The organism is Paenibacillus odorifer, assembly GCF_000758725.1.
GTDB classification, from domain to species: Bacteria; Bacillota; Bacilli; order Paenibacillales; family Paenibacillaceae; genus Paenibacillus_AQ; species Paenibacillus_AQ odorifer.
The window spans coordinates 5,710,425-5,735,266 of sequence record NZ_CP009428.1 but is presented as its reverse complement, the minus strand read 5'-3'; the positions used below and the strand labels follow the sequence as shown (position 1 = coordinate 5,735,266).

The 24,842-nt window shown below is 44.5% G+C and carries 23 protein-coding genes and 1 riboswitch; of the genes, 16 read left to right on the top strand and 7 right to left on the bottom strand.

Annotated elements, in window-relative coordinates:
- Nucleotides 1-28: 28 nt before the first annotated feature.
- Nucleotides 29-1,135 carry an aminofutalosine synthase MqnE gene (mqnE, locus tag PODO_RS25000; RefSeq protein WP_038573183.1) on the bottom strand — a complete coding sequence of 369 codons (1,107 nt, stop codon included), beginning with the start codon at nt 1,133-1,135 and terminating at the stop codon, nt 29-31.
- Nucleotides 1,136-1,593: 458 nt separating this feature from the next.
- Between mqnE and PODO_RS24995 the strand changes: the two genes are divergently transcribed.
- Both PODO_RS24995 and PODO_RS24990 read left to right on the top strand, forming a co-directional pair.
- Nucleotides 1,594-1,953 carry a HesB/IscA family protein gene (locus PODO_RS24995; protein WP_036685235.1) on the top strand — a complete coding sequence of 120 codons (360 nt, stop codon included), beginning with the start codon at nt 1,594-1,596 and terminating at the stop codon, nt 1,951-1,953.
- A 100-nt stretch (nt 1,954-2,053) separates the two neighbouring features.
- Entirely contained in the window at nt 2,054-2,506 is a 453-nt protein-coding gene (locus PODO_RS24990; protein ID WP_036685234.1) for a GNAT family N-acetyltransferase, read from the top strand.
- A gap of 438 nt (nt 2,507-2,944) precedes the next feature.
- Here the strand turns inward: PODO_RS24990 and PODO_RS24985 are convergent, their stop codons facing one another.
- Entirely contained in the window at nt 2,945-3,154 is a 210-nt protein-coding gene (locus PODO_RS24985; RefSeq protein ID WP_036685233.1) for a hypothetical protein, read from the bottom strand.
- Between the two features lie 333 nt (nt 3,155-3,487).
- On the opposite strand from PODO_RS24985, the gene PODO_RS24980 reads away from it, so the two are divergent.
- A complete protein-coding gene (locus PODO_RS24980; RefSeq protein ID WP_036685231.1) occupies nt 3,488-4,150 on the top strand; it encodes a YheC/YheD family protein in 663 nt (220 codons plus the stop codon).
- A gap of 315 nt (nt 4,151-4,465) precedes the next feature.
- Nucleotides 4,466-4,609: a sporulation histidine kinase inhibitor Sda gene (sda, locus tag PODO_RS24975; RefSeq protein WP_036685584.1), complete on the top strand. Its 144-nt coding sequence runs from the start codon at nt 4,466-4,468 to the stop codon at nt 4,607-4,609.
- Nucleotides 4,610-4,741: 132 nt separating this feature from the next.
- On the opposite strand, the gene PODO_RS24970 is transcribed toward sda, so the two are convergent.
- The gene (locus PODO_RS24970; protein WP_036685581.1) at nt 4,742-5,716 is read right to left on the bottom strand and encodes an NAD(P)/FAD-dependent oxidoreductase; all 975 of its coding nucleotides are present in this window, start codon (nt 5,714-5,716) and stop codon (nt 4,742-4,744) included.
- Between the two features lie 331 nt (nt 5,717-6,047).
- Here PODO_RS24970 and PODO_RS24965 point away from each other — a divergent pair, with 331 nt between their 5' ends.
- Both PODO_RS24965 and PODO_RS24960 read left to right on the top strand, forming a co-directional pair.
- Nucleotides 6,048-7,241 (top strand): NAD(P)/FAD-dependent oxidoreductase, encoded by a 1,194-nt coding sequence (locus PODO_RS24965; RefSeq protein ID WP_036685230.1) that lies wholly within the window; start codon nt 6,048-6,050, stop codon nt 7,239-7,241.
- 1 nt (nt 7,242) lies between these two features.
- On the top strand, nt 7,243-7,521 hold the full coding sequence (locus tag PODO_RS24960; protein ID WP_036685228.1) for a hypothetical protein: 279 nt from the start codon (nt 7,243-7,245) through the stop codon (nt 7,519-7,521).
- A gap of 65 nt (nt 7,522-7,586) precedes the next feature.
- Here the strand turns inward: PODO_RS24960 and hemQ are convergent, their stop codons facing one another.
- Nucleotides 7,587-8,345: a hydrogen peroxide-dependent heme synthase gene (hemQ, locus tag PODO_RS24955; RefSeq protein WP_036685226.1), complete on the bottom strand. Its 759-nt coding sequence runs from the start codon at nt 8,343-8,345 to the stop codon at nt 7,587-7,589.
- A gap of 373 nt (nt 8,346-8,718) precedes the next feature.
- Between hemQ and PODO_RS24950 the strand changes: the two genes are divergently transcribed.
- The 3 genes from PODO_RS24950 to dnaI all read left to right on the top strand — a co-directional run bounded on the left by PODO_RS24950 (nt 8,719) and on the right by dnaI (nt 11,769).
- Nucleotides 8,719-9,015, top strand: coding sequence for a YuiB family protein (locus tag PODO_RS24950; protein WP_036685224.1), 297 nt, complete (start codon nt 8,719-8,721; stop codon nt 9,013-9,015).
- Nucleotides 9,016-9,255: 240 nt separating this feature from the next.
- Nucleotides 9,256-10,794, top strand: a complete 1,539-nt coding sequence (locus PODO_RS24945; RefSeq protein WP_038573182.1) for a replication initiation and membrane attachment family protein — start codon at nt 9,256-9,258, stop codon at nt 10,792-10,794.
- 18 nt (nt 10,795-10,812) lie between these two features.
- Nucleotides 10,813-11,769 (top strand): primosomal protein DnaI, encoded by a 957-nt coding sequence (gene dnaI, locus PODO_RS24940; RefSeq protein WP_036685219.1) that lies wholly within the window; start codon nt 10,813-10,815, stop codon nt 11,767-11,769.
- Nucleotides 11,770-12,243: 474 nt separating this feature from the next.
- On the opposite strand, the gene PODO_RS31355 is transcribed toward dnaI, so the two are convergent.
- Nucleotides 12,244-12,402 (bottom strand): YqzM family protein, encoded by a 159-nt coding sequence (locus PODO_RS31355; protein WP_155288194.1) that lies wholly within the window; start codon nt 12,400-12,402, stop codon nt 12,244-12,246.
- Nucleotides 12,403-12,756: 354 nt separating this feature from the next.
- Here PODO_RS31355 and trxA point away from each other — a divergent pair, with 354 nt between their 5' ends.
- Together trxA and uvrC are read left to right on the top strand one after the other, a co-directional pair.
- Nucleotides 12,757-13,074, top strand: coding sequence for a thioredoxin (trxA, locus tag PODO_RS24935; protein ID WP_036679814.1), 318 nt, complete (start codon nt 12,757-12,759; stop codon nt 13,072-13,074).
- Between the two features lie 121 nt (nt 13,075-13,195).
- Nucleotides 13,196-15,148, top strand: coding sequence for an excinuclease ABC subunit UvrC (uvrC, locus tag PODO_RS24930; protein WP_280513434.1), 1,953 nt, complete (start codon nt 13,196-13,198; stop codon nt 15,146-15,148).
- 98 nt (nt 15,149-15,246) lie between these two features.
- Here uvrC and PODO_RS24925 read toward each other — a convergent pair whose 3' ends face one another.
- Complete coding sequence (locus PODO_RS24925; RefSeq protein WP_038573180.1) at nt 15,247-16,923, bottom strand: CPBP family intramembrane glutamic endopeptidase; 1,677 nt, start codon at nt 16,921-16,923, stop codon at nt 15,247-15,249.
- A gap of 320 nt (nt 16,924-17,243) precedes the next feature.
- A riboswitch (cyclic di-AMP (ydaO/yuaA leader) is annotated at nt 17,244-17,421 on the top strand.
- Between the two features lie 62 nt (nt 17,422-17,483).
- On the opposite strand from PODO_RS24925, the gene PODO_RS24920 reads away from it, so the two are divergent.
- The gene (locus PODO_RS24920) at nt 17,484-18,842 is read left to right on the top strand and encodes a TrkH family potassium uptake protein (protein WP_244886391.1); all 1,359 of its coding nucleotides are present in this window, start codon (nt 17,484-17,486) and stop codon (nt 18,840-18,842) included.
- 13 nt (nt 18,843-18,855) lie between these two features.
- Complete coding sequence (locus PODO_RS24915) at nt 18,856-19,527, top strand: potassium channel family protein (protein ID WP_036679808.1); 672 nt, start codon at nt 18,856-18,858, stop codon at nt 19,525-19,527.
- 523 nt (nt 19,528-20,050) lie between these two features.
- Here the strand turns inward: PODO_RS24915 and PODO_RS24910 are convergent.
- Nucleotides 20,051-20,953, bottom strand: coding sequence for a LysR family transcriptional regulator (locus tag PODO_RS24910; RefSeq protein WP_036679806.1), 903 nt, complete (start codon nt 20,951-20,953; stop codon nt 20,051-20,053).
- A gap of 404 nt (nt 20,954-21,357) precedes the next feature.
- Here PODO_RS24910 and PODO_RS24905 point away from each other — a divergent pair, with 404 nt between their 5' ends.
- The 3 genes from PODO_RS24905 to sdhB all read left to right on the top strand — a co-directional run bounded on the left by PODO_RS24905 (nt 21,358) and on the right by sdhB (nt 24,651).
- Nucleotides 21,358-22,023, top strand: a complete 666-nt coding sequence (locus PODO_RS24905) for a succinate dehydrogenase cytochrome b558 subunit (protein ID WP_036679804.1) — start codon at nt 21,358-21,360, stop codon at nt 22,021-22,023.
- 45 nt (nt 22,024-22,068) lie between these two features.
- A complete protein-coding gene (gene sdhA / locus PODO_RS24900; protein ID WP_036679802.1) occupies nt 22,069-23,811 on the top strand; it encodes a succinate dehydrogenase flavoprotein subunit in 1,743 nt (580 codons plus the stop codon).
- Between the two features lie 75 nt (nt 23,812-23,886).
- Nucleotides 23,887-24,651: a succinate dehydrogenase iron-sulfur subunit gene (gene sdhB, locus PODO_RS24895; protein ID WP_036679800.1), complete on the top strand. Its 765-nt coding sequence runs from the start codon at nt 23,887-23,889 to the stop codon at nt 24,649-24,651.
- Nucleotides 24,652-24,842 lie beyond the last annotated feature (191 nt).

Sequence of the window (24,842 nt, the reverse complement as noted above, 5' to 3'; positions counted from 1 at the left end):
ATGGGATAACAAATCTCAGGTAGTTTTCTTATTCGTATACCTTAACCTCATTATAGAAAGTGTCACGTTCAACAGGAATTCGTCCAGCACCTTTCACTAGCCAGATCAATTCGTCGCGAGTCAGACCTTCCGGTGTTAAGGCGCCAGCCGCGTGGCTGATACGTTCTTTTAGAATTGTGCCATGCACGTCTGATGCACCGAAGTTCAGCGCAACTTGAGTAAGCTGAGGGCCAATGTTAATGAAGTACGCTTTGATGTGATCGAAATTGTCCAACATCAATCTGCTGATCGCAATGGTCTTCAGATCCTCATAAGCAGAGTTGCGGCGCATGATGCCAGCGTTTTTATTCTTAGGCTGCATTGACAATGGAATGAATACCATAAAGCCATTGGTTTCGTCCTGCAAATCACGGATTTGCATCATATGGCGGATACGGTCTTCGTGAGATTCAATGGAGCCGTACAGCATAGTGGTATGGGTCTTCATCCCAAGCTGATGTGCTGTCCGATGGACTTCCAGATATTCTTCCACATTAGCTTTGTCTACACGCATTTTTTTACGATATTGGTCGGATAATATCTCTGCGCCACCACCGGTGAGTGTTTTAAGTCCAGCAGCACGCAATTGTTCCAGTACCTCATGAATACTCAAACCGCTAATACGGGTAAAGAAATCAATCTCAGCGGCAGTGTAGGCTTTTAAGGTAACCTCAGGGAAACGTTCGTTCAAAGCCTTTAAAGAATCCACATAATATTGGAAGGGAACCTTGTCGTTATGGCCACCAACAATGTGGAATTCGCGTACGCCCGGGTGGATATGTTGTTCGACATATTGCACCATTTCCTGACCGGAAAGGGTATAGGCTCCCTCTTCTCCATCATCTTTGCGGAAATTGCAGAATGCACAGTGCGATTCGCAAACATTGGTGAAATATAGACTCATGTTTTCGATAAAATATACCCGGTTGTGATTCTTGGCGATATTGACTTCATTCGCTAGCTGGCCAATGGTAAGTAAATCGTTGCTTTGATATAAATAAACGCCATCTTCCAAATTCAATCTTTCGCCGCTGCGAACCTTATCAATAATGTTCGCCATTCGGGCATCCGTGTGGGGGGTAAAAAGAGTAGACATATTATGATTTCCTCCTGAAAGTTTACGAGCAGATTGCTCGAAGATAAATTCCAGACGTACCCAAGTGGTAGCTGTTCATTCTAAAAAAGAAAGAGGCGAGCTTGCCTCCGTGACAAATTTCCGAATTTTTACTTAGAGTGCCTTCCTTATTATAAACCTACTCTCCTAAGGGTATCAACAGCTTGATATTGATGGTGTTTTTTGCTGTGAAGGGTCATGCCTAAGGCAGTTGTGACTTGAGGGTAACGGAATAGTCGGTTATACTGAATTTATCAAGCATAAACGTCATTGGCATCCTTATAAAGGTGATAAGCGTTTGAGCGAGAAATATAAGACATAAAGAATAGGTGCAACACTTATACTTTCTTATATTTTTAAGAAATAACTTTTGGCCGGAAGGCCTCTTAAACATAAGTTTCCGCTTATGAAGTGAGACGAATTTGTAGGAGGATGAGATCATGATTAATATTAGTGAAAAGGCAGCAGAACAATTAAAGGCGATGCTTGCTGAACAAGAAGTACCGAACATGTTCCTCCGTATTGGAGTAACGCCCGGCGGTTGCAGTGGATTCTCGTACGCTATGGGCTTTGATGATAATGAAACTGATCAGGACGTATATATGGACATTCAAGACATGAAAGTGGTTGTGGAGAAGGAGAACCTTCGTTACCTGGACGGTCTCGAAATCGACTTTGAAGAATCCGGCATGACGGGTGGCTTCACCATCAACAACCCTAATGCTACTGCAACCTGTGGCTGCGGCTCAAGCTTCCGTACAGCTACGGATGCAGGGAAACCTAACGAAGAGCCTTGCTAATAGCAGCAATCACGGCTCCAAGCCCCGTGTTGGATTCTAACAACACAGGCTTGGAGTTTTTTTATTCTCAATGACAAAAATCATCACAAGGAGTTCGGAAATGGAAATCAGAAAATTAAAAGCTGGTGAACAGCCTCCATTAGAATTACTTCTATTAGCAGATCCTTCGGAGAGCTTAGTTAACGGATATTTACGAAGAGGGTTATGTTGTGTGGCTGAGGTAGATAACAGCATCATCGGAGTCTACGTTGTGCTGCAGACAAGACCGGAGACTGTAGAGATTGTTAATATCGCCGTCGACGAAAATAAACACGGGCAAGGTATAGGAAAACAGCTGCTGAACCATGCGATTCAGAATGCCAAGCTGCTTGGGGCAAAAACCATTGAAATTGGCACAGGAAATTCGAGCGTTGGACAATTGGCACTTTATCAGAAATGCGGATTCAGAATCACCGGAATTGATAGAGACTTTTTTATTAGGCATTACAGCGAAGAGATCTTTGAAAATGGGATTCAAGTCATAGATATGATACGCCTGTCGCTAGATTTATGAGTAAAAGGGGAGTTTCTCAGAAGCCATTTAATGTGCGCTGGGGTAGCTCTTTATTCTTTTACATAGGAAGCAAACCATGTATCGCGAACCATGTATCGGACACAGATGACCCTAAACGCCGCATTTCCCCATATTTGTGGTGCCAACGGACCGCATTGCTGCTATTGCTATGAAATCAGTAAATATGAAGCTCTTTTTAAGCAATAGTGTCACTGGAGTCCGAAACCACGCCTAAAAGGTTGGAAATCTGCAAATAACGTCATCTGGGTCCGAAACGCTTATGGGTTAACGACACTGTTGAAGCAGATAGCTATTGATTAAAAACACAGAGCAGCGATTCTCCACATAACTGGAGAATCGCTGCTCTGTTGTTTTTTTTGCGATGGTCGGACCGTCTGTTCATAGAAATAAGCTGCTTATAGGCAGTCCCTGCGTACATTAGGCTGGAATAATAAACTTGTAATTAATCATAAATACGATGAGCGCTGCAGCTCCAAGGGAGAAGGCGATACAGCCCGTACCCAGTGCTCTGCGTTTGTCTTTAATAAATTTAAAGCCGATGGCGCAGATCAGTATAGTCGTTCCAGCCAATACAATGGACATCCCAAGCATAGCCACCCAATATAAAACCTCAAAAAACTGTGCCATTCTGAGCCCTCCCCGCGCTGTGCTTTTTAGTGATTCTGTTAGTACTCACTATAATAGTAGAAATTGAAAATGTAACCGCTATTAATAATACAACGATTTTGAAGATTATTCTAGTTATAGTGAACTCATCCATTAAGATAATGATGTCGAATTTCTTGAGAACCGAATCTACAAAATCCGCGGTTGTACCCTGTCGCTGTCGACTGATGCTGTGCTAAACACTAAGCCCTTTTTGCTAAGAGCGGCATCTTACACGGACAATCATACAAGAGGGCGAGACCTTCTCTGAGTAATGTATAGGGTAGGCTGGATTGTGAAGGGAGGGAAAGGACGATGGCAGGAAGACAATTGGCCAGTAAGTGGCTGAAGACAGAGGCGTTGCTGACCGATGCTCGGGTTGCACCCTATATCCCAATGACGAGGGGGTACAGGGCAGAAACGCTCCTGGCAATGCTTCGTAAATATGGAAATGTTGTCATTAAACCTATTGTGGGTGGCGGAGGTTACGGTGTAATCAAAGTTTTTCGGGATAGTCGCGGTTATGGATTCACCTATATGGACAGAACTCGAATTTACAAGGATTTTGGATCCATGAGACGTGCGCTTAATACTGTGAAAGCAAGACGCAGATATTTGATTCAACAAGGGATTTCCCTGGCGAGAATCGGCGGGCGGCCTATTGATTATCGGGTCAAAGTAGTTAAGAATGGTGATGTTTGGGAATTTCGCTCCATGGTAGGTAGATTGGCTCGGCCAGGTCTGTTCGTGACCAATCTTTGTAAAGGGGGAACGATGCTATCATGTCGTGAGGGACTTCGTAGATCGTTGCCGCGGATTAAAGCTTCAGCGAAGAAAGCAGAGATGCGGAGACTAACCCATGTATGTATCGGAATTATGGAACGGCATTTTCCGGGAATAGGTGAGCTGGGCTTTGATTATGCTGTAGATTATTCAGGGAAAATATGGATTCTGGAGGTTAATACAAGACCTCAATAAATTAACAATTATTTTAAGAATTGACGATAATAGAGTAGTAAGATAAAATTGCGTTTAGTTGCGTTCTTTTGGGGTAAATAACATTGTGATTTATTTACAATAAAAATATATTTTTAGCTGTATACAAGTGGTTCAATCCTGTGTATAACTATTATCCCCATAGTCCACTGTGTAGCTAGTACCTTTATAACGCTTACACACATTTTATACACAGGATTTCCACATGTACTTGTGGATAACGCGAACGCTTGTTCGAAAAATGATAGTTTGATATGATAGATTCAGATCCAAATAAAGGAAAGGTAGATGAAGTTTATGGTTGAATTGTCGGATGAGATGCTGCTTGACTCTTACCATAGAGCAATAGAGCTGCAACTAGAGCATGATTTCATCGCTCTTCTACTCGTTGAAATTCGCAAACGAAACTTACACTCTCCAGTACATGCGGTTCTTCATTAAAAAGCGCAAAGGATAACTTTGTAGCAGGCTACATATATAAAACCGCGAGGCACAAACAAACATAAAAGGGTATCCTCACAGGCTGTTATCAACAGGCCTGTAAGAATACCCTTTTTTATTGTGTTAATAGATTTAGAGTTTCATATTACTGCTGTGACCCGGTGAAAGCTTGGCTTCTGGATCAATGTACACCTTAGCATTATTCACAGCCGTTGGAGCTTCGCCAAATCCTACAGCAATCAGCTTCAGCTTACCAGGATAAGTTGTGATATCGCCGGCAGCAAATATGCCTGGAATACTTGTTTCCATACGCGAGTCAACAACAATGGAGTTCCCCTCAATCTCAATACCCCATTCGGCAATAGGACCTAGGGAAGAGATGAATCCGAAGTTAACAATAACGCTGTCCACTTCAATTTCTTGAGTTTCTTTGGTCTTGATATTTGACAATGTAACCTTAGTAATGAACTCTTCACCATGCAGCTCTGTAATTTCAGTAGGGGTAACTACGTTAACCTTGGAAGCCATCAGGTTCTCAACGCTATGTTCATGCGCACGGAATTTATCCCGGCGGTGAATCAGGGTTACCTGTTCAGCGATGGGTTCCAGCATGAGTGCCCAGTCAACTGCAGAGTCACCGCCACCGCTGATCAGAACTTTTTTATCTTTAAAGGCATTTAGATCATTTACAAAATAATGGAGGTTTGCTTTTTCAAAACGTCCAGCGTTGGGTAATTCCAAACGACGAGGTTCAAATGCACCTACACCAGCTGTAATGATGATCGCCTTACTGTGGTATTCGGCTACATCGGTTGTAACCACAAAATGACGTTCGTCCCGTTTTTGAACAGAAATCACTTTCTCCTCCAGCCGGATATTGGATTGGAACATATCCATTTGCCGAGACAGGTTGTCGACCAATTCTTGTGCTGTTACTTTTGGAAAACCTGCCACATCATAAATGTATTTTTCTGGATAAAGGGCAGCAAGTTGTCCCCCCAATTGGGGCATACTTTCAATAAGGGTTACTGATGCCTGACGCATTCCGCCGTAAAATGCGGCAAACATGCCAGCTGGCCCGCCACCTATGATTAAAAGGTCGCTCATAGGAACGCTGGATTGCTCTTGGGTCACGGGATATTACACCTCCGAGTTGATATATTCAATTTGCCATACTTGTGTACCTACTTATTATAATCATTGTGACACATACCTGCAAAGAAAGACTTTAGAAGTCAATAAAAGTGTGACGTTTTTTAGTATTTTAATGTTTGATTAATGCTACACTAAGGTTTACAATGGATATGGTCAATTTAGAAATGCTTCAAGTTTGATTGGAATTTCTTCTAAATATAAGTGTATAAATTCACAAAAAGGACCGTACATTGTTTCAATAAAAAATACAAAGACAGATTTACCTCTTGGAAGGAGCCGGAACATGAGTAGTATTCCCAAAATCGTTATCTTAGGCGCGGGCTATGGGGGTATTTTGACCGCACAGCGCTTGCAGAAGGCTTTGAATTATAATGAAGCGGATGTCACGCTTGTAAACCGTCACGAGTACCACTATTTTACTACCCATCTACATATGCCTGCCGCGGGTACGGACAGTATTGAACACACTCGGGTGTCCATTTCGAAACTAATCGATGAATTCAAGATCGACCTCGTGAAGTCATCTGTTCAGGAAATTCGTACTCAGCAGAAAAAGATTATTTTGGAGGATGGTACCCTATCGTACGATTATCTTGTCATTGCTTTAGGTGGAGAGCCTGAAACATTTGGTATTCCTGGACTTGATAAATACGCACTGACAATCCGGAGCATCAATTCCGTTCGTTTAATTCGCGAGCATATTGAATATCAATTCGCTAAGTACAAGAACGAGAACAATGCTCAGGAGCATATTAATTTTGTTGTCGGTGGTGCCGGCTTTAGCGGTATCGAATTTGTAGCTGAATTAGCTGACCGTATCCCTGGACTGTGTAAAGAATATGACGTTGATCCAAGTATGGTTAATATATATAACGTAGAGGCTGCTCCGACAGCACTGCCTGGTTTTGCTCCTGAGCTTGTTGAGTATGCGATGGACTTGCTCACCAAAAAGGGAGTTACCTTCAAGATGGGGGTTGCGATCAAGGAGTGTCTGCCAAACGGGGTGATTCTGGCATCAGGCGAAGAAATCAAAGCCTCCACAATTATTTGGACAGGCGGAATCCGTGGCAATCGTCTTATTGAGGCTGCCGGATTTGAAGCTATGCGTGGGCGCGTGAAGGTAGATGAATATCTACGTGCACCGGGCCAAGAGAATATCTTCATTATTGGTGATGGCTCCCTTATGATTAATCCGGAAGGACGCCCTTACCCGCCAACCGCTCAAATTGCTATGCAGCAGGGTGAATGTTGTGCGCATAATTTGGTGGCAGCAATCCGCAATCAACAGCCGAAGAAATTCGCATTCAGCAATAAAGGAACCGTAGCTTCCCTAGGCAAAGGCCAAGGAATCGCTGTAGTAGGCAGCAAAACTTACAAGGGCTGGACTGCAGCTCAGTTGAAAAAAGTTGTAGATATGCGCTACTTGTTCATTATCGGCGGAATTCCGCTGGTTCTGAAAAAAGGAAGATTCTTATAAGATGCGCCATTGCAGCGTACAGGTACGCGGACTGCTGACTCGGGAAGAATTGGACCGTTATAACGGACTGATAGAGGTTGGATCTTATCTGGAGGATCAGAACCAGTATGATCTGGCTTATATCGTTCAGAAGGAAATTGATCTGCTCATTCTCCCTGGTATCGAACGCCTGAAGGATAAAGGGCGCGCTCGGGATCGGGCCACGGCTGAATATCTGGAAAGTTTACGTGAAGATGATGAGGATAACGAAGATGAGGATTCAGGAACTTCGGTGTCTTAATCTAATAATATGGCAATAAAAAGGGTGTGTCTCCATACGAACTGGAGACACACCCTTTTTTGTTATTACAGCTTGAGCATTTCTTCAAAAGATTCTTCAGTCAGCAGATTGCCGACATAAAAAGGTCCGAATTCGCCGTAACGAGCACTTACTTCGTCAAAACGCATTTCGTATACCAGCTTTTTGAATTGCAGTGCATCTTCAGCGAACAGAGTCACGCCCCATTCCCAGTCATCAAAACCGACGGAGCCGGTGATAATTTGCTTCACTTTGCCTGCATATGAACGTCCAATTAACCCGTGTGAAGCCATGAGTTCCCGGCGTTTGTCCATATCAAGCATGTACCAGTTATCGGCAAGCTCGCGTTTTTTGTTCATAGGATAGAAACAGATGTGTTTCGCTTGCGGTAAAATAGGCTTTAGCCGTGCGGCAACATGCGGATTCTGCATTGGATCGCTGCCGTCGCTGCCACTGCCACCAGCAGCGTAGTTGCTTAATTCAACAATACTTACATATGAATAAGCTTTGGTTGTATATTGAGCAAAAGCGATTTTGTTAAAGGCGGTCTCAAGTTGGTTCAAAGCTTCTAGGCTTTCGCGCAAAAACATCATTACAAAATCGGCCTTTTGGCCCACTATGGAGTATACTGCGGTGCTGCCTTCTTTAGCTTCCTCAACAGGGCTCCATTCCTGCATAAAAGCATGTAGTTCTTCCAGGGCAACGGCACGTTCTTCATCATCTGCTGCCGTCCAAGCGGTCCAGTTCAGAGAGCGGAAGTCATGCAGTGCATACCAGCCTTCCAGTGTCAAAGCGGCTTCGATCATGATCTCACTCCTTAAAAGTTTTACGAAGCATAAGCCTCGTTGAAATAACATCGCGTAAAACTTGCTCCGAAAGCATACGCTTAGTTTTACGAAGCATAAGCCTCGCCCAAAATAACATCGCGTAAAACTCGCAATTGAAGCATAAACTTAGTCTTACGAAGCATCTGCTTCATAGGCTATGTATGATCTGGTTAATCTACTTGCATTGTATCGCAATCAAGCCGCCAAGAGCAAACGGAGGCATCCTGTAAGTGTGCGAATTAGTGCGTGAATTTGAATAAAGTTCATTGCTTCGTGACATTTTTTCTAGTAAACTTACTACTAGCTTGTAAAAGATGTGCGCTTCTTTATAGAAAGGGGTGGAGACGGTAAGATGGGATTTATTCCAGTGTTTATCCTAGCCGTTTTATTCTTTGTGATGATGTTTGGTATCGGCTTTATTCTTAACATGTTAATGAAGACAACCTGGTTCCCCGCTTATCTATTCGTACTTATTATTCTACCCGTCGTAATCTATTCTATTTGGGATAGAAACGCGATGTCGCTCTGGGAGCATCTCTCCAGTTTCCACTTTGTTGATTATCTTACAGGTGTCGCTGGTCTTGCAGGTGCTATACTTAGTGGATGGACCATTCAAAAGCTGCGCTTTGGCGGTTACAAGATGTTTTAAAGATTCGAAAGAGCCTATGTTATGAATCAGTCTTATATTTCTGCGAGAAACGGGATACCTTCCTCTTTAGAGGACGGCGAAGCCGTTTCTTCTTGTTTAATAGAGGTAGATATTCGTAAGAAGAAGTTGATTATATTGCGAAAAGAGTCGAAATTGGGATTTTATTTACATTTTCGCTATGTTAATTTGTGATAGAATAGAATCCTGTATGAATTCGTGTAAACAAGGGGGTATCCGTAGATGCGGATGAGTAACTTACATCATTTCACCGAACATCATCGGTACTGCGTTTCCCGCGAATTTGGTCTTAGTGTTATAGATGGACGTATGCTTAGCTCTGTATATCAACCTATGGTGGGAGCCTTTGCAATCAGTTTCTATCGCTTGCTGGTTGAACATGTGCCAGCAGATAGCATTGGCTATTCTGGAGTGGAGCAACAGCGCAGGCTATTTATGACTTTGGGTGTTGAACCCAATGAGAAAGGCCGCAAATATTTAATTGATCAGGCTTCCCGGTTAGAAGCAGTGGGTCTGTTGCAGACCTGTCGAATCTATGTGCCGGAAACAGATGATTATTTATATGAATATGAGCTAATGCCGCCGCTATCGCCAGCCGACTTTTTTGCCACTCAGCATTTAACCTTGCTGTTACGTGATAAGATTGGCAAATTTGCTGTGCTGTCCTTACGGGAACAGTTCTGGAATCGCGAGCCGGAAGAGTGGAGTCGCAGATCTATAGGCAAAGAGAATATTTCCGTGCCTTTTTATGATATTTTTCAACTTAATACACATGTCATTGATTATGAGTTGGAGCAAGCTTTGGCGGAGGTAGCCTCTGTTCGACAGCCCGGCACGCTTGAATCCGGAGAGCAGGCAATCGGATATAGTGACATTATTTTGCGTTTTCCACGGGAGTCTGTGAATCGGGCTCATGTAGAAAAACTGCGCTTTGACCATACTCAAATGGGTGTAATTAACTATGTTGCTCATAAATACGAACTGAGTCCGCAGGATTTATGTCGTTTGCTGGATGAGGATGGAGTGTTCTCACCGGAGGGCGAGGTAATGCTGGATGCGTTGCAATATAAAGCGAGCCAACATTTCAGGCAAGATATGAAACGACAGGAAAAACGTGAAATTGCGGCTGCAAAAGTTGTTTCCATCCGGTCCAGTGCGACCGAAGAGAATGATGATTCTATAGCACCACCAGAGCAATCAGTTGAGATGGAGTATTATGTAGAAGTACCGCCACAATTTTTGTCCAAATGCGACATTCACCAATATAATATGATGCTGCGTAACGAACCTTATACAAGACTGCTACAAACCTTTTTCCCGGGTGCAGTGCCCAGCCATCTGATGGATATGTTCGAGAAAATAGATCTGAACTATAAGCTGAGCGGTGAAGTAATTAATGTACTCATTCATTATTTAATGACTATGGTAGCCTCGGGTGGAGAACAGCGGATGAACCGCAATTTTGTAGAGGCTATCGCCTCCAATATGCTGGTTAAACAAGTGAACACCTATGAGAAGGCTGTAAGATATATTAGAGATCAGTCCAAAGTGAAGGGCAAGGGGACAACGCCTAATACTGCTGGAGGAACACGATCACGTTCTTATGCCAAAAATACAGGCCGATCCAATAAACCGGAAATTCCGATTGTGCTGGATGATGGAAGTGCCGGAACAGTATCGGAAGAGGAATTCGCGGCGATGATGAAGAAAGCGGCAGAAATTAAGGCTAGTAAGAAAAAAGGCGTATCGCAAACGCCTTAACGAAAGAGAGGTGGAACAATGGAGTCTATGGGCGATGTACTTCGTTCGATCAACAATCCAACTCTACGGCAGCGTCAACGCGATCTTGAACAGGGGTTATTCAATCATCCACTTGTGAAGGCATTACAGTCCGAACATCCTGAGCTGGACGAATCACGACTGCGGCTTCATATGAGTCGCCTGTATCAATATGTAGAGGAAAGCCGAAACTGTGCGAACTGCCCAGGACTAGAGAAGTGTCCAAATGATTTTCCTGGCCATTATAGTAAACTAACGGTAGAAACTGTGAATGGTTCAGTGGATCTATATGAACGCAAGACGGCATGCCGACTTAAAGTGGCACAAGATAATCAGGATAATATCCGCAAACGTATTCGTAGCTTTTATGTGGACGAGCGTGTACTTAACGGCGGTTATGATGAGATAGATATTATGGGCAAAGACCCGCGCCGGGTCTCGGCTGTGAATAAAATATTTGATTATATCACCAGTGTTAAAGAGGAAGGCCTGACTTCACGCGGCATTTATTTACATGGCTCTTTCGGAACAGGCAAAACTTTTTTGATGTGTTATTTGCTGCATGAGCTTGCTGTTGCTGGATATACCGGAGTGATCGTATACATGCCAGACTTTATAGAGGACTTGAAATCGATCATGATGGATGGCCAGAAAATGAAGGAAACTGTCGATACGATGAAAAACTGTGATTTGCTTATTTTTGATGACATTGGTGCGGAAAATTTGAATCCTTGGGCTCGTGATCATGTACTTGGGGCGATCTTGAATTATCGGATGAACCGCAAACCAACCTTCTATACCTCGAATTATCCATTGGATGGCTTGGAGAAACATCTTAGCTTTACGAGCAAAGATGGTGAAGAGGTCTATAAAGGCCAACGACTAATGGATCGCATTGCTCCTTTTGTGGATGTGCTTCCACTGCATGGGGAGAATCAGCGAGGGGCCAATAGATAAGCTGGAATATTCATAATGTAAAATTTAAAAGAGCAGTGATTCCCCTTTTATTGGAGGATCGCTGCTCTTCGTTTTTTTAGTTATTCGAACTCAAACGCCGCTTTTTCCATGCTGCGAAGCAGGATCGCCGGAAGTCTTGAGTGTACTTTAATTGTCCAAACACACTTTCCGGTTGCAACATCTGGCGGGCATACTCACTCTGATCGATAATTAGGGAATACCTCCCTAAAATTCAGAGGTTTCTGCTCATTAGACTACTAATTAGGGAATATCTCCCTAAAAATGAACTGATTCGTCAGCGAAAATAGATATTCTCCCGATTATTAGGGAGGAATTCCCTGATTCTGTTCATTTATAGCAATTATCGGCTATAATCAGGGAGGTTTTCCCTCATTATTCTCAAAAAAAGAAGCCGTCCCATAAGTAGCATTCACTACTTTTGAGACAGCTTCTTTTTATTGTGCGATGATTCCTTTACTCCGAGAGAATGAATTTAAGGATGACCATTCCGAAAAAGACAACCGTCATAAACGTGGTCATTCCGAAAAATCCGATCATTAAATCCCCAAGATCATTGCGGGGTTCTTCGTTGATATGTTCTCGTGGGTCCCGTACTTGCGCGTTAACATCCATAGTTTCTGCCTCCTTACAGGGACAAGCCCTGTATTGTTAGATGCAAATTGACATTAGTTTTATGAAATAAGTCATTGACAATTAATGCGCTTTCTTTAAGTATACCGAAATGCTGGGGAGGTTGTAAAGAAAAGAGTACGCAAAAAAAATACATTGAAGGCAATATAATTGCGAGTGATATTTCACATATCCCATAAAGATATGTTATACTTGTAATGTGTCGGTAAGTGGTAATTTGGTTATCATATTACATGAAACAATTTATTAACTCATATTTCGGAGCAGCTTCCATGAACTAAGCTTTGGCTTAAGATGTGCGTAATGCTTCGCAAAACTTAAAGGAGGAACAATATCATGGCTATCGTGAACGTGTCTGACCAATCCTTCAGTAACGAAGTGGAAGGTCAAGGTACTGTAGTAGTAGACTTCTGGGCTCCTTGGTGTGGTCCTTGTAAAATGCTCGCTCCAATCTTGGATGAATTGTCCACAGAGCTGGGAGACGACGTGAAAATTGCAAAATTGAATGTGGATGAGAATCCGGAAACGGCTTCCCGTTTTGGTGTTATGAGTATCCCAACTCTGATCTTCTTCAAAGATGGTCAACCGGTAGATAAAGTTGTGGGACTGAACTCCAAAGAATCCCTGAAAAATATCGTAGCAAAACATCAATAATTGATAGATGCTACTGTTCGGGCCTCGGCCCTGCCACTCAGCGCCTTCGGTTCATTCCGGAGGCGTTTTGTGTGCTGAATGCCAACTAATCATGGGTCCAATTTAGCTGGAGGGGATCATTTTGGACAATATCCGCAATAAACTGGCACTACTACCCGATCTGCCTGGCTGCTATCTGATGAAGAATCAGGAAGGCACTATTATTTATGTGGGCAAAGCGAAGGTACTCAAGAATCGGGTGCGGTCTTATTTTACAGGCAGTCATAATGGTAAAACGCAGCGGCTTGTCGCTAATATTGCTGATTTCGAATACATCGTTACGTCCAGTAACATGGAAGCGCTCATTCTAGAGTGTAATCTGATTAAGAAACATATGCCGCGTTATAATGTGCTTTTGAAAGACGACAAGACGTTTCCTTATATAAAAATAACGAATGAAACTCACCCGCGCCTTGAGGTTACACGCCGGGTGATTAAAGATAAAGCAAAATATTTTGGCCCTTATCCTAATGCTTATGCTGCTCAGCAGACAAAAAAGCTCCTAGATCGTATGTACCCGCTTCGTAAATGCGGTGTGATGCCAAAGGAGGTCTGTCTTTACTATCACATGGGCCAGTGTCTGGCACCGTGTGAGAAGGAGGTTCAGAAATCCGAGTATGAGCAGATTACGCAGGATATCGCTGCTTTTCTAGGCGGAGGTCATGAGGCGGTTAAAAAGGATTTACAGCAAAAAATGCAAGAAGCTGCTGAGGAGTTATATTTTGAGCGGGCGAAGGAACTGCGGGATCAGATTATCCATATCGATGCATTGATGGAGAAGCAGAAGATCAACACTACAGATACTAAGGACCGGGACGTATTTGGTTATGCTGTAGACAAGGGATGGATGTGTGTACAGATTCTGTACATGAGACAAGGGAAGATGATTCAGCGCCATTCCTCCGTGTTCCCGTTCTATGGTGAAGCCTACAGTGACTTTATGTCTTATGTGACGCAGTATTACAGTGATAATCCCGCTTTGCCGCAGGAGATTCTGCTGCCGGATGTGCTCGATGAGGAGTCTCTGGCTAATAAAGAGGCTAAACCTGAGATCGCCATAGCTGCTCCAGCAGAAGCGGATTTACAACAGGGTGAAGATACTCCTGAATCGGCTGAAGAGGCTGAGGCACGTGCGACGGCGGCGGAGGAAGCTGCGGCAGCAGGGATCGTGGATGCCGCTGGCGGTGCTTCCATTCTGCAGGAGTGGCTGGGCATTAAGGTGCTTGTGCCACAACGCGGTCTTAAGAAGCAGATGGTTGGCATGGCTTGTCAAAATGCAAGAGTGGCTATCGACGAGAAATTCCGGCTGATTGAACGGGATGAAGAGCGTACCTCTGGAGCAGCGATCAGCTTAGGCGAGAGCTTGGGGCTTGAACGCTTGAGCCGTATTGAGGCGTTTGATAACTCGAACATTCAGGGAACTAACCCGGTCTCAGCGATGGTTGTCTTCATTGATGGCAAGCCTGCACGAAAAGAGTATCGTAAATATAAGGTTCGTACGGTAGTGGGTGCGGATGATTATGGAACGATGCGCGAGGTCATTCGGCGGCGATATGAACGGGTATTGAAGGAGAATCTTCCGATACCGGATCTTATCGTGGTCGATGGCGGGAAAGGGCAAATCTCCTCTGCTATTGATATTCTGGAGAATGAGCTGGGATTATTCATTCCGGTCTGCGGCCTTGTTAAGGATGATAAGCATAAGACGGCTCAGCTTTTGGTTGGAGATCCGCCAGAACCTGTCGCGCTAGCCCGGGACAGTCAGGAATTTTACCTTTTGCAACGGATTCAGGATGAGGTCCATAGGTTCGCGATCACCTTCCACCGTGAACAGCGCGGGAAGTCCATGGTTACCTCCAAGCTGGACTCAATACCTGGTATAGGTGAGAAGCGCCGTAAAGCGCTGCTTAAGCATTTCGGATCGCTTAAGAAAATTAAAGAAGCCTCCGTGGATGATTTCCGTACACTTTCTATTGGAGAAAAGCTGGCAAGACAAATTCTTGATGCACTCAAGGACGAAGAGCCAACCTCATAGCAATGGTGACAAAAGAAAAAGGGTATCACAGCAGCGACTAAAGCTGCTATGATACCCTTTTTTAAATTTGGTTATAGGATGTACACTATTTTATTTTCTTAAATCAAAGAAGAAGGCTCCACCGGCTTAGTCTTCTGTGGTGGATTAAATCGATAGACGATGTAAGCGACTATGAACGGCATAATAATCGCGAAGATACCCGCGCCTACATTTACGCTCTCCTTCATAAAGATCAGCGTAGCGCCCATCAGGATGCTGTCAAACACGACGTGGCTGAACATGACAGCAATAAATCCGTAACGAAGGAAAATATAACTGAACAGCAGCCCGATTACGGTCAGCTCAATCGGACGGGAGCTGATGGGATAGATCGGATATAACGTATGGCCAAACGCCCAAACCAGCGTGGTGATCAAGCAAGCGACGAAAGTGTTCCGGAACACCTTTTTCAGCATAGGGATTCCGAAAAAGCGATAAATGGCTTCCTCAGATAAACCAGCGAGCCATGCGACGATAGGCAGAAGCCAAGCATATCTCATGTTATAAGGAGATTGGGTGGCGTCTGTAGTAGACCAATTGTGCAAGGTAAACGATAATATGATGAACATAACCGTCTGCACCCCTAGCAGAACGAAAGCCCAGATGTAACCAGCCCGGATACTATCCAACACATATTGTCCATAGCCGGGCTCTTTGGCGCGGGGCCAAGGGTTCATGCCTCCCTCTTTTCGCCATAGGCCATTGCCGCCCACTAAAGAGAAGTAGAGCAAGGAGGACATCAGCAGGCTGTATAAAGCATAAATGATAAACATAATGACAGAGGTAATCTGTGCTTCTAGCCCTTCGCCTGTTGATTCAGGCAGCATATTATAGGTGCTGATCATCATGATTACAAAATAGGCTGAGCTTAGGAATACTCCACGTTTAAAGGAAGTATGCTCTCTTCTAAGAATACTGTAGACGAGTGCCAGAATTCCTAAAATCAGTGTGGGTATACCGTAACCGAATAATGTTAGCTTTTCCGCTAAAGAGGTCTGTCCTTGTACGTAGGAGGTATGCCAAGCTGGTGCAGTGAATCCGGCATTAAAGCTGGATACCTGCTCTCCACTGAAATCAAAATAATAGTGCAATAAGGATTCGCCGACCTGAACAGTACTATCCGTATACACTAGCCCATGGCTTCCTGTATTCGATTCAATTTGTAGCTTGGCAGGATTTACTTCCCATTCCTGAAGCCAAGGACGAGCAAGATTCTCCTTCTGCGCTAGAGTGAGGTCAGCTCCCTTGTCCTCTTTTGCACCAACGGAAGCGATGCCTGACCCCTCTTCGGAGGCAACTTTTGCAGCCTTTGAGAAAGCGACAATCTTACCGTTATACATATTGAGGTCAACGATGATTTGCGGCTCTTGCTCCGCTGAAGGAGTAAGCGTTGCACGAAAGACATCAAAAGGATATTTTTGATCCAATTTTTTCTTGGTGTAGTCCTCCACAAGCTTCTCGCGAGACATATAACCATAAAAGGAAGAGTCCGTCTCGTAAAGTACATTCCATTGATCGTTTGGTGCTTCGGTGTAGTTGAGCTTATGTTCTGCAAATAATATGGCTTGGTCACGGGCTTCTGCCTTGCTAATGACGGTGGTATCTTCACCTGTAGGGCTACTAAGCAGTGAAGGGGAAATCTGAAACATAATAAATAGAATAAGACCGATAATGCCCGAGATGATGAGCCTCTTGGAGAGGGCACGTTGCTGTATGGGCTGGCCGACGGGATTCATGTAACGCCTCCTTGTTATGTACTGACAATATTATGTTCCATTATAGTATTAGTGCCTGGCTGGTTACAAAAAACATTATATGTTCTTTTTATGGGTAATAGAGATAGTATAGAATAGTCATGTGAATTTATACCATGAATTTTATCGTGTTCATTTGTGTACGAATGGTGAGAATCGGTGTAATTGCAGGGAAAACACGGAAAAGTGATGAGAAAAGGTACTCCTTTTGATGCAGTCTCTTTAAACCGCATTTTTTCATGTGAATGAGCATTAATTGTGTCTTTGTGAATTCACTAAATAACGTATATAATTTGTATGCAATTGTATAGTAGCCGAATTTCTGGTGAAAACGGGGGAACCATAAGAAGTGATGAAAAGTGGAGTATACAAGATAAATGGCACTTTCATCAGGGGTGAATTTCGTTCTGGGAACGAATAGGGCAGCCTGCACAGTCCGAATCCGTCAGCTAACCTCGTAGGCTAATTTACTGCAGGAACCAAGTTAGCATTGGTTTTCCAGTGCTTTTTTTGTTGGAATTTTTGATAAGAAGGTGAGCATAGTGGCTTCACAGTTTCGCAGGATTTCTGAATTTAAGTTTCTGAAGCTCTCGCCGCCGCAGATACTGGTGCTTGGTTTTGCATCGATTATTCTGATAGGGGCCTTGCTGCTTATGTTGCCCATTTCAAGCACAAGCGGGAATTCCGTGGAATTTATTGATGCATTATTTACTTCAACTTCGGCAACCTGTGTAACAGGGCTTGTTGTGCTGGATACCGGAACTTCGTTCACGATTTTTGGGAAAACCGTAATTATGATCCTAATCCAGATCGGCGGCTTAGGGTTTATGACCATGGCCACTCTATTTTCACTGGTGTTAAAGCGTAAAATATCTTTGCGGGACAGGCTAATCCTACAGGAAGCCATGAATCAAGGCTCTATGGAAGGAATTGTGCGACTGATCCGGAGAGTCCTTATATATTCTCTTGTCATAGAAGGCTGTGCCGCTTTGCTGCTGTCTATTCGCTGGGCTTTTGATATGCCGTTGGGAAAAGCGATTTATTATGGCATATTTCATGCGGTGTCTATGTTTAATAATGCGGGGTTCGATATTTTTGGGGATTTTCGCAGTTTAACTGATTATGTTTATGATCCGCTTGTGAATATTATTGTGATGTTTCTGATTGTCTCCGGCGGGATTGGTTTTATTGTAATGTCAGATCTGGTGGAGTTTCGGGTAACCCGCAGGCTGTCTCTACATAGTAAAGTTGTCCTGTCCACCAGTACAGGGCTGATTCTGATCGGAGCTTTGGTTATTTTTATATTCGAGTTTACTAACACTCGTACCCTGGGTTCACTGAATTTTGGCGGTAAAATATTATCGGCCTTCTTTCAATCCGTATCTCCCCGTACGGCTGGCGCGAACACAGTAGATATTGCTGGACTTCGGCAGGCTACACAATTTTTTATAGTGATTCTTATGTTTATTGGTGCTTCTCCAGGCTCAACGGGCGGCGGGATCAAGACAACAACCTTTACGATGATGATTGGTGCTGTTATTGCTATGCTGCGTGGACGGGAAGATGTTGTGTTGTTCCGTTATCGGCTGGCTCAAGAGCGCATCTACAAGGCATTAACGATCACACTGCTGGCTTTGTTGTTAATTGCCTCTGTGTCGATGATACTCTCCACAACTGAAGACAGTAATTTCTTGGCAATCTTGTTTGAGACGACCTCCGCCTTTGCTACGGTAGGACTGACTATGGGGCTAACTCCGGAACTGTCAGCGATCGGTAAGATTCTACTCTGTCTGACGATGTTTGCAGGTCGGCTAGGTCCACTAACCTTGGCGTATGCACTCGGTCCCAAACAGGGTAAACCACTGTATAAGTATCCTGAAGGTAAAATAATTATTGGATAGGAGTTAATTAGAAATGAAAGCACAGCAATTTGTAGTAATCGGCTTAGGTCGCTTCGGTTCAAGCCTGGCGCTTGAGCTGATGGAAATGGGCTACGAGGTGCTCGGCATTGACCACCATGAAGAACGCGTGGAGGAAATGAGCGATCAGCTGACGCATACGGTAGTAGCAGATGCTACAGATGAGGGAATTATGCGCTCGCTTGGTGTACGGAACTTTGATTGTGGGATTGTTGCGATTGGTGACAATATGGAGAGAAGCATTCTGGCGGCCATTTTGTTAAAGGAGATTGGAGTCAAGCAAGTGGTGGCTAAGGCAATCTCCATCCTTCATGGCCGCGCACTGTCGCGGCTGGGGGTTGATCGGGTTATTTTTCCGGAGCGGGATATGGGGATTCGTGTGGCACACCAGCTGGTGACGCCCAATTTGCTGGATTATATTGAACTGTCCAAGGATTATAAAATTGTCGAGCTGACCGTGCCATCCTGCATGAACGGCAGAAGCTTGTCCGATTTAAATACAAGAGCTAAATATGGCTGCAGCATTGTTGCCCTAAATAGGGAAAGCGGAATAATCGTCGCTCCAACTGCCCATGATTATTTAAGTGAAGGCGATGTTATGGTACTCATTGGTCCTAATGAAAGTATTGACCGTTTTGAGAGTGAAGTTGTGAACCAAGAATCATAGTAAAAGAAGCTGACTCAAAAGTAGTGAATTCTACTTGGGGGCAGCTTCTTTTTTATGGAGTAAAGAGTAGGAAAAGTAATGGATTTTACTATGCCATATGACTATAGATCACGCGTAGTGATCTGTGCTATTGGGGTGTGCGGTTGACGAGTTGTTAGGTGTGATATTCGTACGGCTGTAGTAGATGATTTGTGGTATCTGTGACGGTGGAATATGGGCGATATGCGTTCTTTGTTTGTACGATGTACAGAGTGGGTGTAACTAATTAGGGAAAACCTCCCTAAAAATAGCCGCTATTCGCTCTAAATGAACGACATTAGGGAATTCCTCCCTAATAAACAGTGGGATTCCTTTATTAGTTACTCAATCAGCCGAAAATTAGGGGAGTTTTCCCTAATTATAAGTCTGCTGAACAGAAATCTCTAAATTTCAGGGAGAAATTCCCTAATTACGCAATAAGTGCTTCACTTATTGCCTCATCTGGAGATCAATAGGTGCGCCCCTTGATTCATTTGGTCCGGCTTTACTGCTCACGTTCTGTCAGAAACATCTCTTCGGTTACTTGCACCAGACTGCGAGCCGCCGTGCTCATGCTTCCATCGTCACGGTAAATCAGGCAGGTGGTCCGTTGAGTCTGCTCCAGCTCCTTGATATGTAAGGACACCAGTCCGCCGCCGTTCAGCAGCTCTGGACGCAGATAAGACTTTGGCAGCAACGCAGCCGCTTTGACAGTCGGAAGCAGCCGCACGATGGCTTCGAAGGAGTCAATCTCCATGCGCACATCGGGATCAATCCCGCAGCGCTGGAATAGATCGTCCGTCAGGCGCCGGTACCAGGTACCCTTTGAGAAGAGAATCATAGGCAGCCGGGATAGATTATCCATGGTTAGCTTGGAAGATAAATTTAAAGGATGCTGCTCTGAGACGACCAGTCGCAATTGATCCTCAAACAGAGAAATGCAGCGTAACCCAGGTTCTTGAATAGAGGAAGCGATCAGACCTACATCTGATTTCCCCTCACTAACTGAGGATACGATCTCATGCGTTCGGCCTGTAATCAGCTTCAGCTCTGCGGTCGGATATTTGTCCATATAAGCGTTAACCAGCGGCGGAAGCGTGGTCTGCAGTGAGGTAAGACTAGCCCCCAAGGTGACAAGCCTTGGCTCCCCCTCTTTGAATTTAGAAAGGGCTTCCAGAAACTTGGAACGCTGCTGCCGTTGTTCAAGCGCATAGGAATAAGTGAGACGCCCAACCTCGGTTAACTCCAGTCGTTTGCCATAACGATTAAACAGTGCGACCCCCAGACGTTCCTCGAGTTTAGAAATTTTGCGAGACAAGGCGGGCTGGGATAGATTGAGCTGGCGTGAGGCCCGGTTTAAGCTGGAATGTTCCACAACTGCTGCAAAAACATCTAAATCGTCAAACATATATTGAGGTTCCTCTCCTAGTGCGATGTATGATCAGTAGTGATGAAATTCATAGCCTTAAGGGTAACTGTTCTTATTACATAAGGAAAATCAGGTTATGTCGGAAAATGTTGTTTCGCTAAATGAGAATTATTATCATATAAAATCTATTCTTATGCGTTTATTGTATAACGTTTAATAATTAGATTGCAATTCCCTTATAAGCGAAAAAAGAGTAACATGAAAAGTGACACAAGATATTCACATTTTGTGAAAAATAAAACTAAGTCCGGTAAACTCTAGGATAACGGTAAATTAAGGAATTATGTCATTGGATTGTCAACGTTATCCTGTGTCAAATGTAGTTCCGGCGGTGAATACCCATTAATGAAAACGCTGTTTTAATCGGAAAGGGGTTACTTTGTATGAAAGGATTTTATTCCAGAAAGATTCATTCCTTGCTAGGCGTTATCCCACTTGGAGCCTTCTTCATTGAGCACATGATGACGAATTTTGCGGCTGTAGAGGGTGGCGCTTCCGGTTTCACTGACAGCGTGTTATGGCTGAACAGCTTACCGCTCGTCTTCTTCCTGGAATTGTTCGGTATATGGCTTCCTCTGCTGTACCATGGGGTATACGGACTTTATATTGCGTATCAATCCAAGCCGAACTTGAACCGTTTCAACATTGAAAGAAACTGGCGTTATACCCTGCAACGGATTACAGGTATTGTTACCTTTATCTTTATCGTCTGGCACTTGTTCCAAACACGGGTTCAGGTGGCAGTGGGTAATGTGGAGCACGAAGAATTAGGCGGTCTCATGCACGATATCGTGACTCAGCCACTTCTGCTGACACTGTATATTATCGGTATCGTTGCTGCATGCTTCCACTTCTCGAACGGTCTCTGGTCTTTCTTAATCAGCTGGGGAATTACCGTCGGTCCTCGTGCACAGCGGGTATCTTCTTACCTCTGTCTTGGCATATTTGTCTTAGTAACGTTCATGTTCCTGATTTCGCTGGTTACTTTCCGTGACAGTGAATTTCAAACTGCAGCAACTATTGCCCAGTCCATAAAGACCTTCATTTAATTTAAGAATCCTTTCTGATATTTTCGATAAAAGGAGTGAACTATCATGGCAACATCCGATATCATTATCGTGGGCGGCGGTCTGGCCGGCTTGATGGCTACCATCAAGGCAGCGGAAGCTGGTGCGCATGTCCATTTATTCTCATTAGTTCCTGTAAAAAGATCACACTCCGTATGCGCGCAAGGCGGCATCAATGGCGCGGTAAATACAAAAGGTGAGGGCGACTCCCCTTGGGAGCATTTTGACGACACTGTCTATGGCGGTGACTTTTTGGCGAATCAGCCGCCGGTTAAGGCGATGTGTGAAGCTGCGCCAGGTATCATTCACCTTATGGACCGGATGGGCGTTATGTTCAACCGCACACCGGAAGGTCTGCTCGATTTCCGTCGTTTCGGCGGAACGAAGCGGCACCGTACAGCTTTTGCCGGCGCGACAACAGGCCAACAGCTGCTGTACGCGTTGGATGAGCAGGTGCGCCGCTGGGAATCTGAAGGTCTCGTAACTAAACGCGAGAACTGGGAGTTCCTTTCGGCTATCATCGACGACGAAGGTGTATGCCGCGGCATCAGTGCCCAGAATCTTAAGACGATGGAGATTGAGACTTTTCCTGCGGATGCTGTTATTTTGGCAAGCGGCGGGCCGGGTATTATTTTTGGCAAAACAACGAACTCCGTTATTAATACAGGGACAGCTGCAAGTGCGGTGTACCAACAGGGTGTACATTATGCCAACGGAGAATTTATCCAGATTCACCCAACCGCTATTCCGGGAGATGACAAGCTCCGCCTGATGTCGGAATCGGCACGTGGCGAGGGCGGCCGTATCTGGACTTATAAAGACGGGAAACCGTGGTATTTCCTCGAAGAAAAATATCCGTCCTACGGTAACTTGGTGCCGCGCGATATTGCTACACGTGAAATTTTTAATGTGTGTGTGGATCAAGGGCTGGGCATTAATGGCGAGAACATGGTGTATTTGGACCTCTCTCACAAGGATCCGAAAGAGCTGGACGTGAAGCTTGGCGGGATTATTGAAATTTACGAAAAATTCATGGGGGATGATCCCCGTAAAATACCAATGAAGATCTTCCCGGCTGTACACTATTCTATGGGCGGCATGTGGGTTGATTACAATCAAATGACGAACGTTCCTGGTCTTTTTGCAGCCGGAGAATGTGAATATCAATATCATGGAGCGAACCGTCTAGGCGCCAACTCACTGGTATCTGCTATTTACGGCGGTATGGTCGCAGGACCAAAGGCTGTTGAATACATTAAAGGCCTGAAGAAATCATCGCAGGATATCTCTTCTTCCGTATTCGATAGCTTCCACAAAAAGCAAACGGACAAATATGAATCTCTGTTAGCGATGTCAGGTACAGAGAATGCTTATGTGATTCACAAGGAACTGGGCGAATGGATGACCGCCAATATGACCGTGGTGCGGCACAATCCGAAGCTGGAAGCGACCATTGGCAAAATCAAAGAGCTTAAGGAGCGTTATCGCAAGATCAATATGAATGATGCATCGCGCTGGAATAACCAAGGTGTGGCCTTCACTCGCCAGCTCTGGAATATGCTGGAGCTGTCCGAAGCGATGACACTTGGAGCGCTTATGCGGAATGAGAGCCGTGGTGCACATTACAAACCGGAATTCCCAAATCGTAATGATGAGGAGTTCTTGAAGACCACAAAAGCAGCCTGGACTGCAGAGGGTCCACAAATCTCCTACGATGAAGTGGATGTCTCGCTGATTCCTCCACGGGTACGCGATTATTCGAAGGATTAATGCTTTCCAGTAACAGAATAGCTTGCGAGGCAAGCTTCATGAAATAAAATCAGGCAATTTGAGGAGGGAACCATTATGGCGGAAACAGCTGCAGCTCCCAAAAACGTAAAGTTTATCATCACCCGCCAGGACGATCCACAAAGTTCATCGTATGTCGAGGAATTTGAACTTCCTTATCGTCCAGGTATGAATGTGATCAGTGCTTTGATGGAAATTCAGCGTAACCCTGTGAATGCCAAAGGTGACAGCACAGTTCCCGTATGCTGGGATTCCAACTGTTTAGAAGAAGTGTGCGGAGCTTGCTCCATGGTGATTAATGGCAAACCCCGCCAAGCCTGCGCTGCACTTATAGACAATCTGGAGCAGCCTGTACGCATTGAGCCTATGAAGACATTTCCGGTGGTGCGTGACTTAGTCATTGACCGTACCCGGATGTTCAATGCGCTAAAAAGGGTGAAAGCATGGATTCCGATTGACGGTACGTACGATCTTGGACCGGGACCGCGGATGCCGGAGAAAAAACGGCAGTGGGCCTATGAATTATCCAAATGTATGACCTGTGGCGTATGTTTGGAGGCTTGTCCGAATGTCAACGAAAAGACGGATTTCATCGGACCGGCAGCCATTTCTCAAGTACGTCTGTTCAATGCTCACCCTACAGGTGAAATGAACGCTGACGAAAGATTGGACGCTCTTATGGAGGATGGCGGGATCGATGGCTGTGGTAACTCACAGAACTGTGTACGCGCTTGTCCAAAGGGGATTCCTCTTACGACATCTATTGCAGAAATAAACAAGCAAACAACGAAGCATATGTTCAAACGTTGGTTAGGTGTGTAATTAATAGTACCGCCAAATGTTTATCTATTGAGCTATCCTCAAAGTGGATTCCATTCGCTGGGGGTAGCTTTTTTTATGTTGTTAAGACTCTCTTATCTGCTTGAGGCGGGAAAGTCTTGCAGGGCTGGAGCAAGTTCAGAATATTGACCAATTTATGCTATAATATCCATTGTTAACGTAATGTTAGCTGT

Bases quoted from the DNA above. Each gene is read 5' to 3' on its own strand.
- PODO_RS24910 (WP_036679806.1), bottom strand. From the start codon at position 20,953: ATGTTTGACGATTTAGATGTTTTTGCAGCAGTTGTGGAACATTCCAGC.
- PODO_RS24985 (WP_036685233.1), bottom strand. From the start codon at position 3,154: ATGGCACAGTTTTTTGAGGTTTTATATTGGGTGGCTATGCTTGGGATG.
- trxA (WP_036679814.1), top strand. From the start codon at position 12,757: ATGGCTATCGTGAACGTGTCTGACCAATCCTTCAGTAACGAAGTGGAA.
- dnaI (WP_036685219.1), top strand. From the start codon at position 10,813: ATGGAGTCTATGGGCGATGTACTTCGTTCGATCAACAATCCAACTCTA.
- PODO_RS24990 (WP_036685234.1), top strand. From the start codon at position 2,054: ATGGAAATCAGAAAATTAAAAGCTGGTGAACAGCCTCCATTAGAATTA.
- PODO_RS31355 (WP_155288194.1), bottom strand. From the start codon at position 12,402: ATGGATGTTAACGCGCAAGTACGGGACCCACGAGAACATATCAACGAA.
- sdhA (WP_036679802.1), top strand. From the start codon at position 22,069: ATGGCAACATCCGATATCATTATCGTGGGCGGCGGTCTGGCCGGCTTG.
- PODO_RS24950 (WP_036685224.1), top strand. From the start codon at position 8,719: ATGGGATTTATTCCAGTGTTTATCCTAGCCGTTTTATTCTTTGTGATG.
- PODO_RS24960 (WP_036685228.1), top strand. From the start codon at position 7,243: ATGCGCCATTGCAGCGTACAGGTACGCGGACTGCTGACTCGGGAAGAA.
- sdhB (WP_036679800.1), top strand. From the start codon at position 23,887: ATGGCGGAAACAGCTGCAGCTCCCAAAAACGTAAAGTTTATCATCACC.
- mqnE (WP_038573183.1), bottom strand. From the start codon at position 1,135: ATGTCTACTCTTTTTACCCCCCACACGGATGCCCGAATGGCGAACATT.
- PODO_RS24905 (WP_036679804.1), top strand. From the start codon at position 21,358: ATGAAAGGATTTTATTCCAGAAAGATTCATTCCTTGCTAGGCGTTATC.
- hemQ (WP_036685226.1), bottom strand. From the start codon at position 8,345: ATGATCGAAGCCGCTTTGACACTGGAAGGCTGGTATGCACTGCATGAC.
- PODO_RS24925 (WP_038573180.1), bottom strand. From the start codon at position 16,923: ATGAATCCCGTCGGCCAGCCCATACAGCAACGTGCCCTCTCCAAGAGG.
- sda (WP_036685584.1), top strand. From the start codon at position 4,466: ATGGTTGAATTGTCGGATGAGATGCTGCTTGACTCTTACCATAGAGCA.
- PODO_RS24915 (WP_036679808.1), top strand. From the start codon at position 18,856: ATGAAAGCACAGCAATTTGTAGTAATCGGCTTAGGTCGCTTCGGTTCA.
- PODO_RS24965 (WP_036685230.1), top strand. From the start codon at position 6,048: ATGAGTAGTATTCCCAAAATCGTTATCTTAGGCGCGGGCTATGGGGGT.
- PODO_RS24980 (WP_036685231.1), top strand. From the start codon at position 3,488: ATGGCAGGAAGACAATTGGCCAGTAAGTGGCTGAAGACAGAGGCGTTG.
- PODO_RS24970 (WP_036685581.1), bottom strand. From the start codon at position 5,716: ATGAGCGACCTTTTAATCATAGGTGGCGGGCCAGCTGGCATGTTTGCC.
- PODO_RS24995 (WP_036685235.1), top strand. From the start codon at position 1,594: ATGATTAATATTAGTGAAAAGGCAGCAGAACAATTAAAGGCGATGCTT.
- PODO_RS24945 (WP_038573182.1), top strand. From the start codon at position 9,256: ATGCGGATGAGTAACTTACATCATTTCACCGAACATCATCGGTACTGC.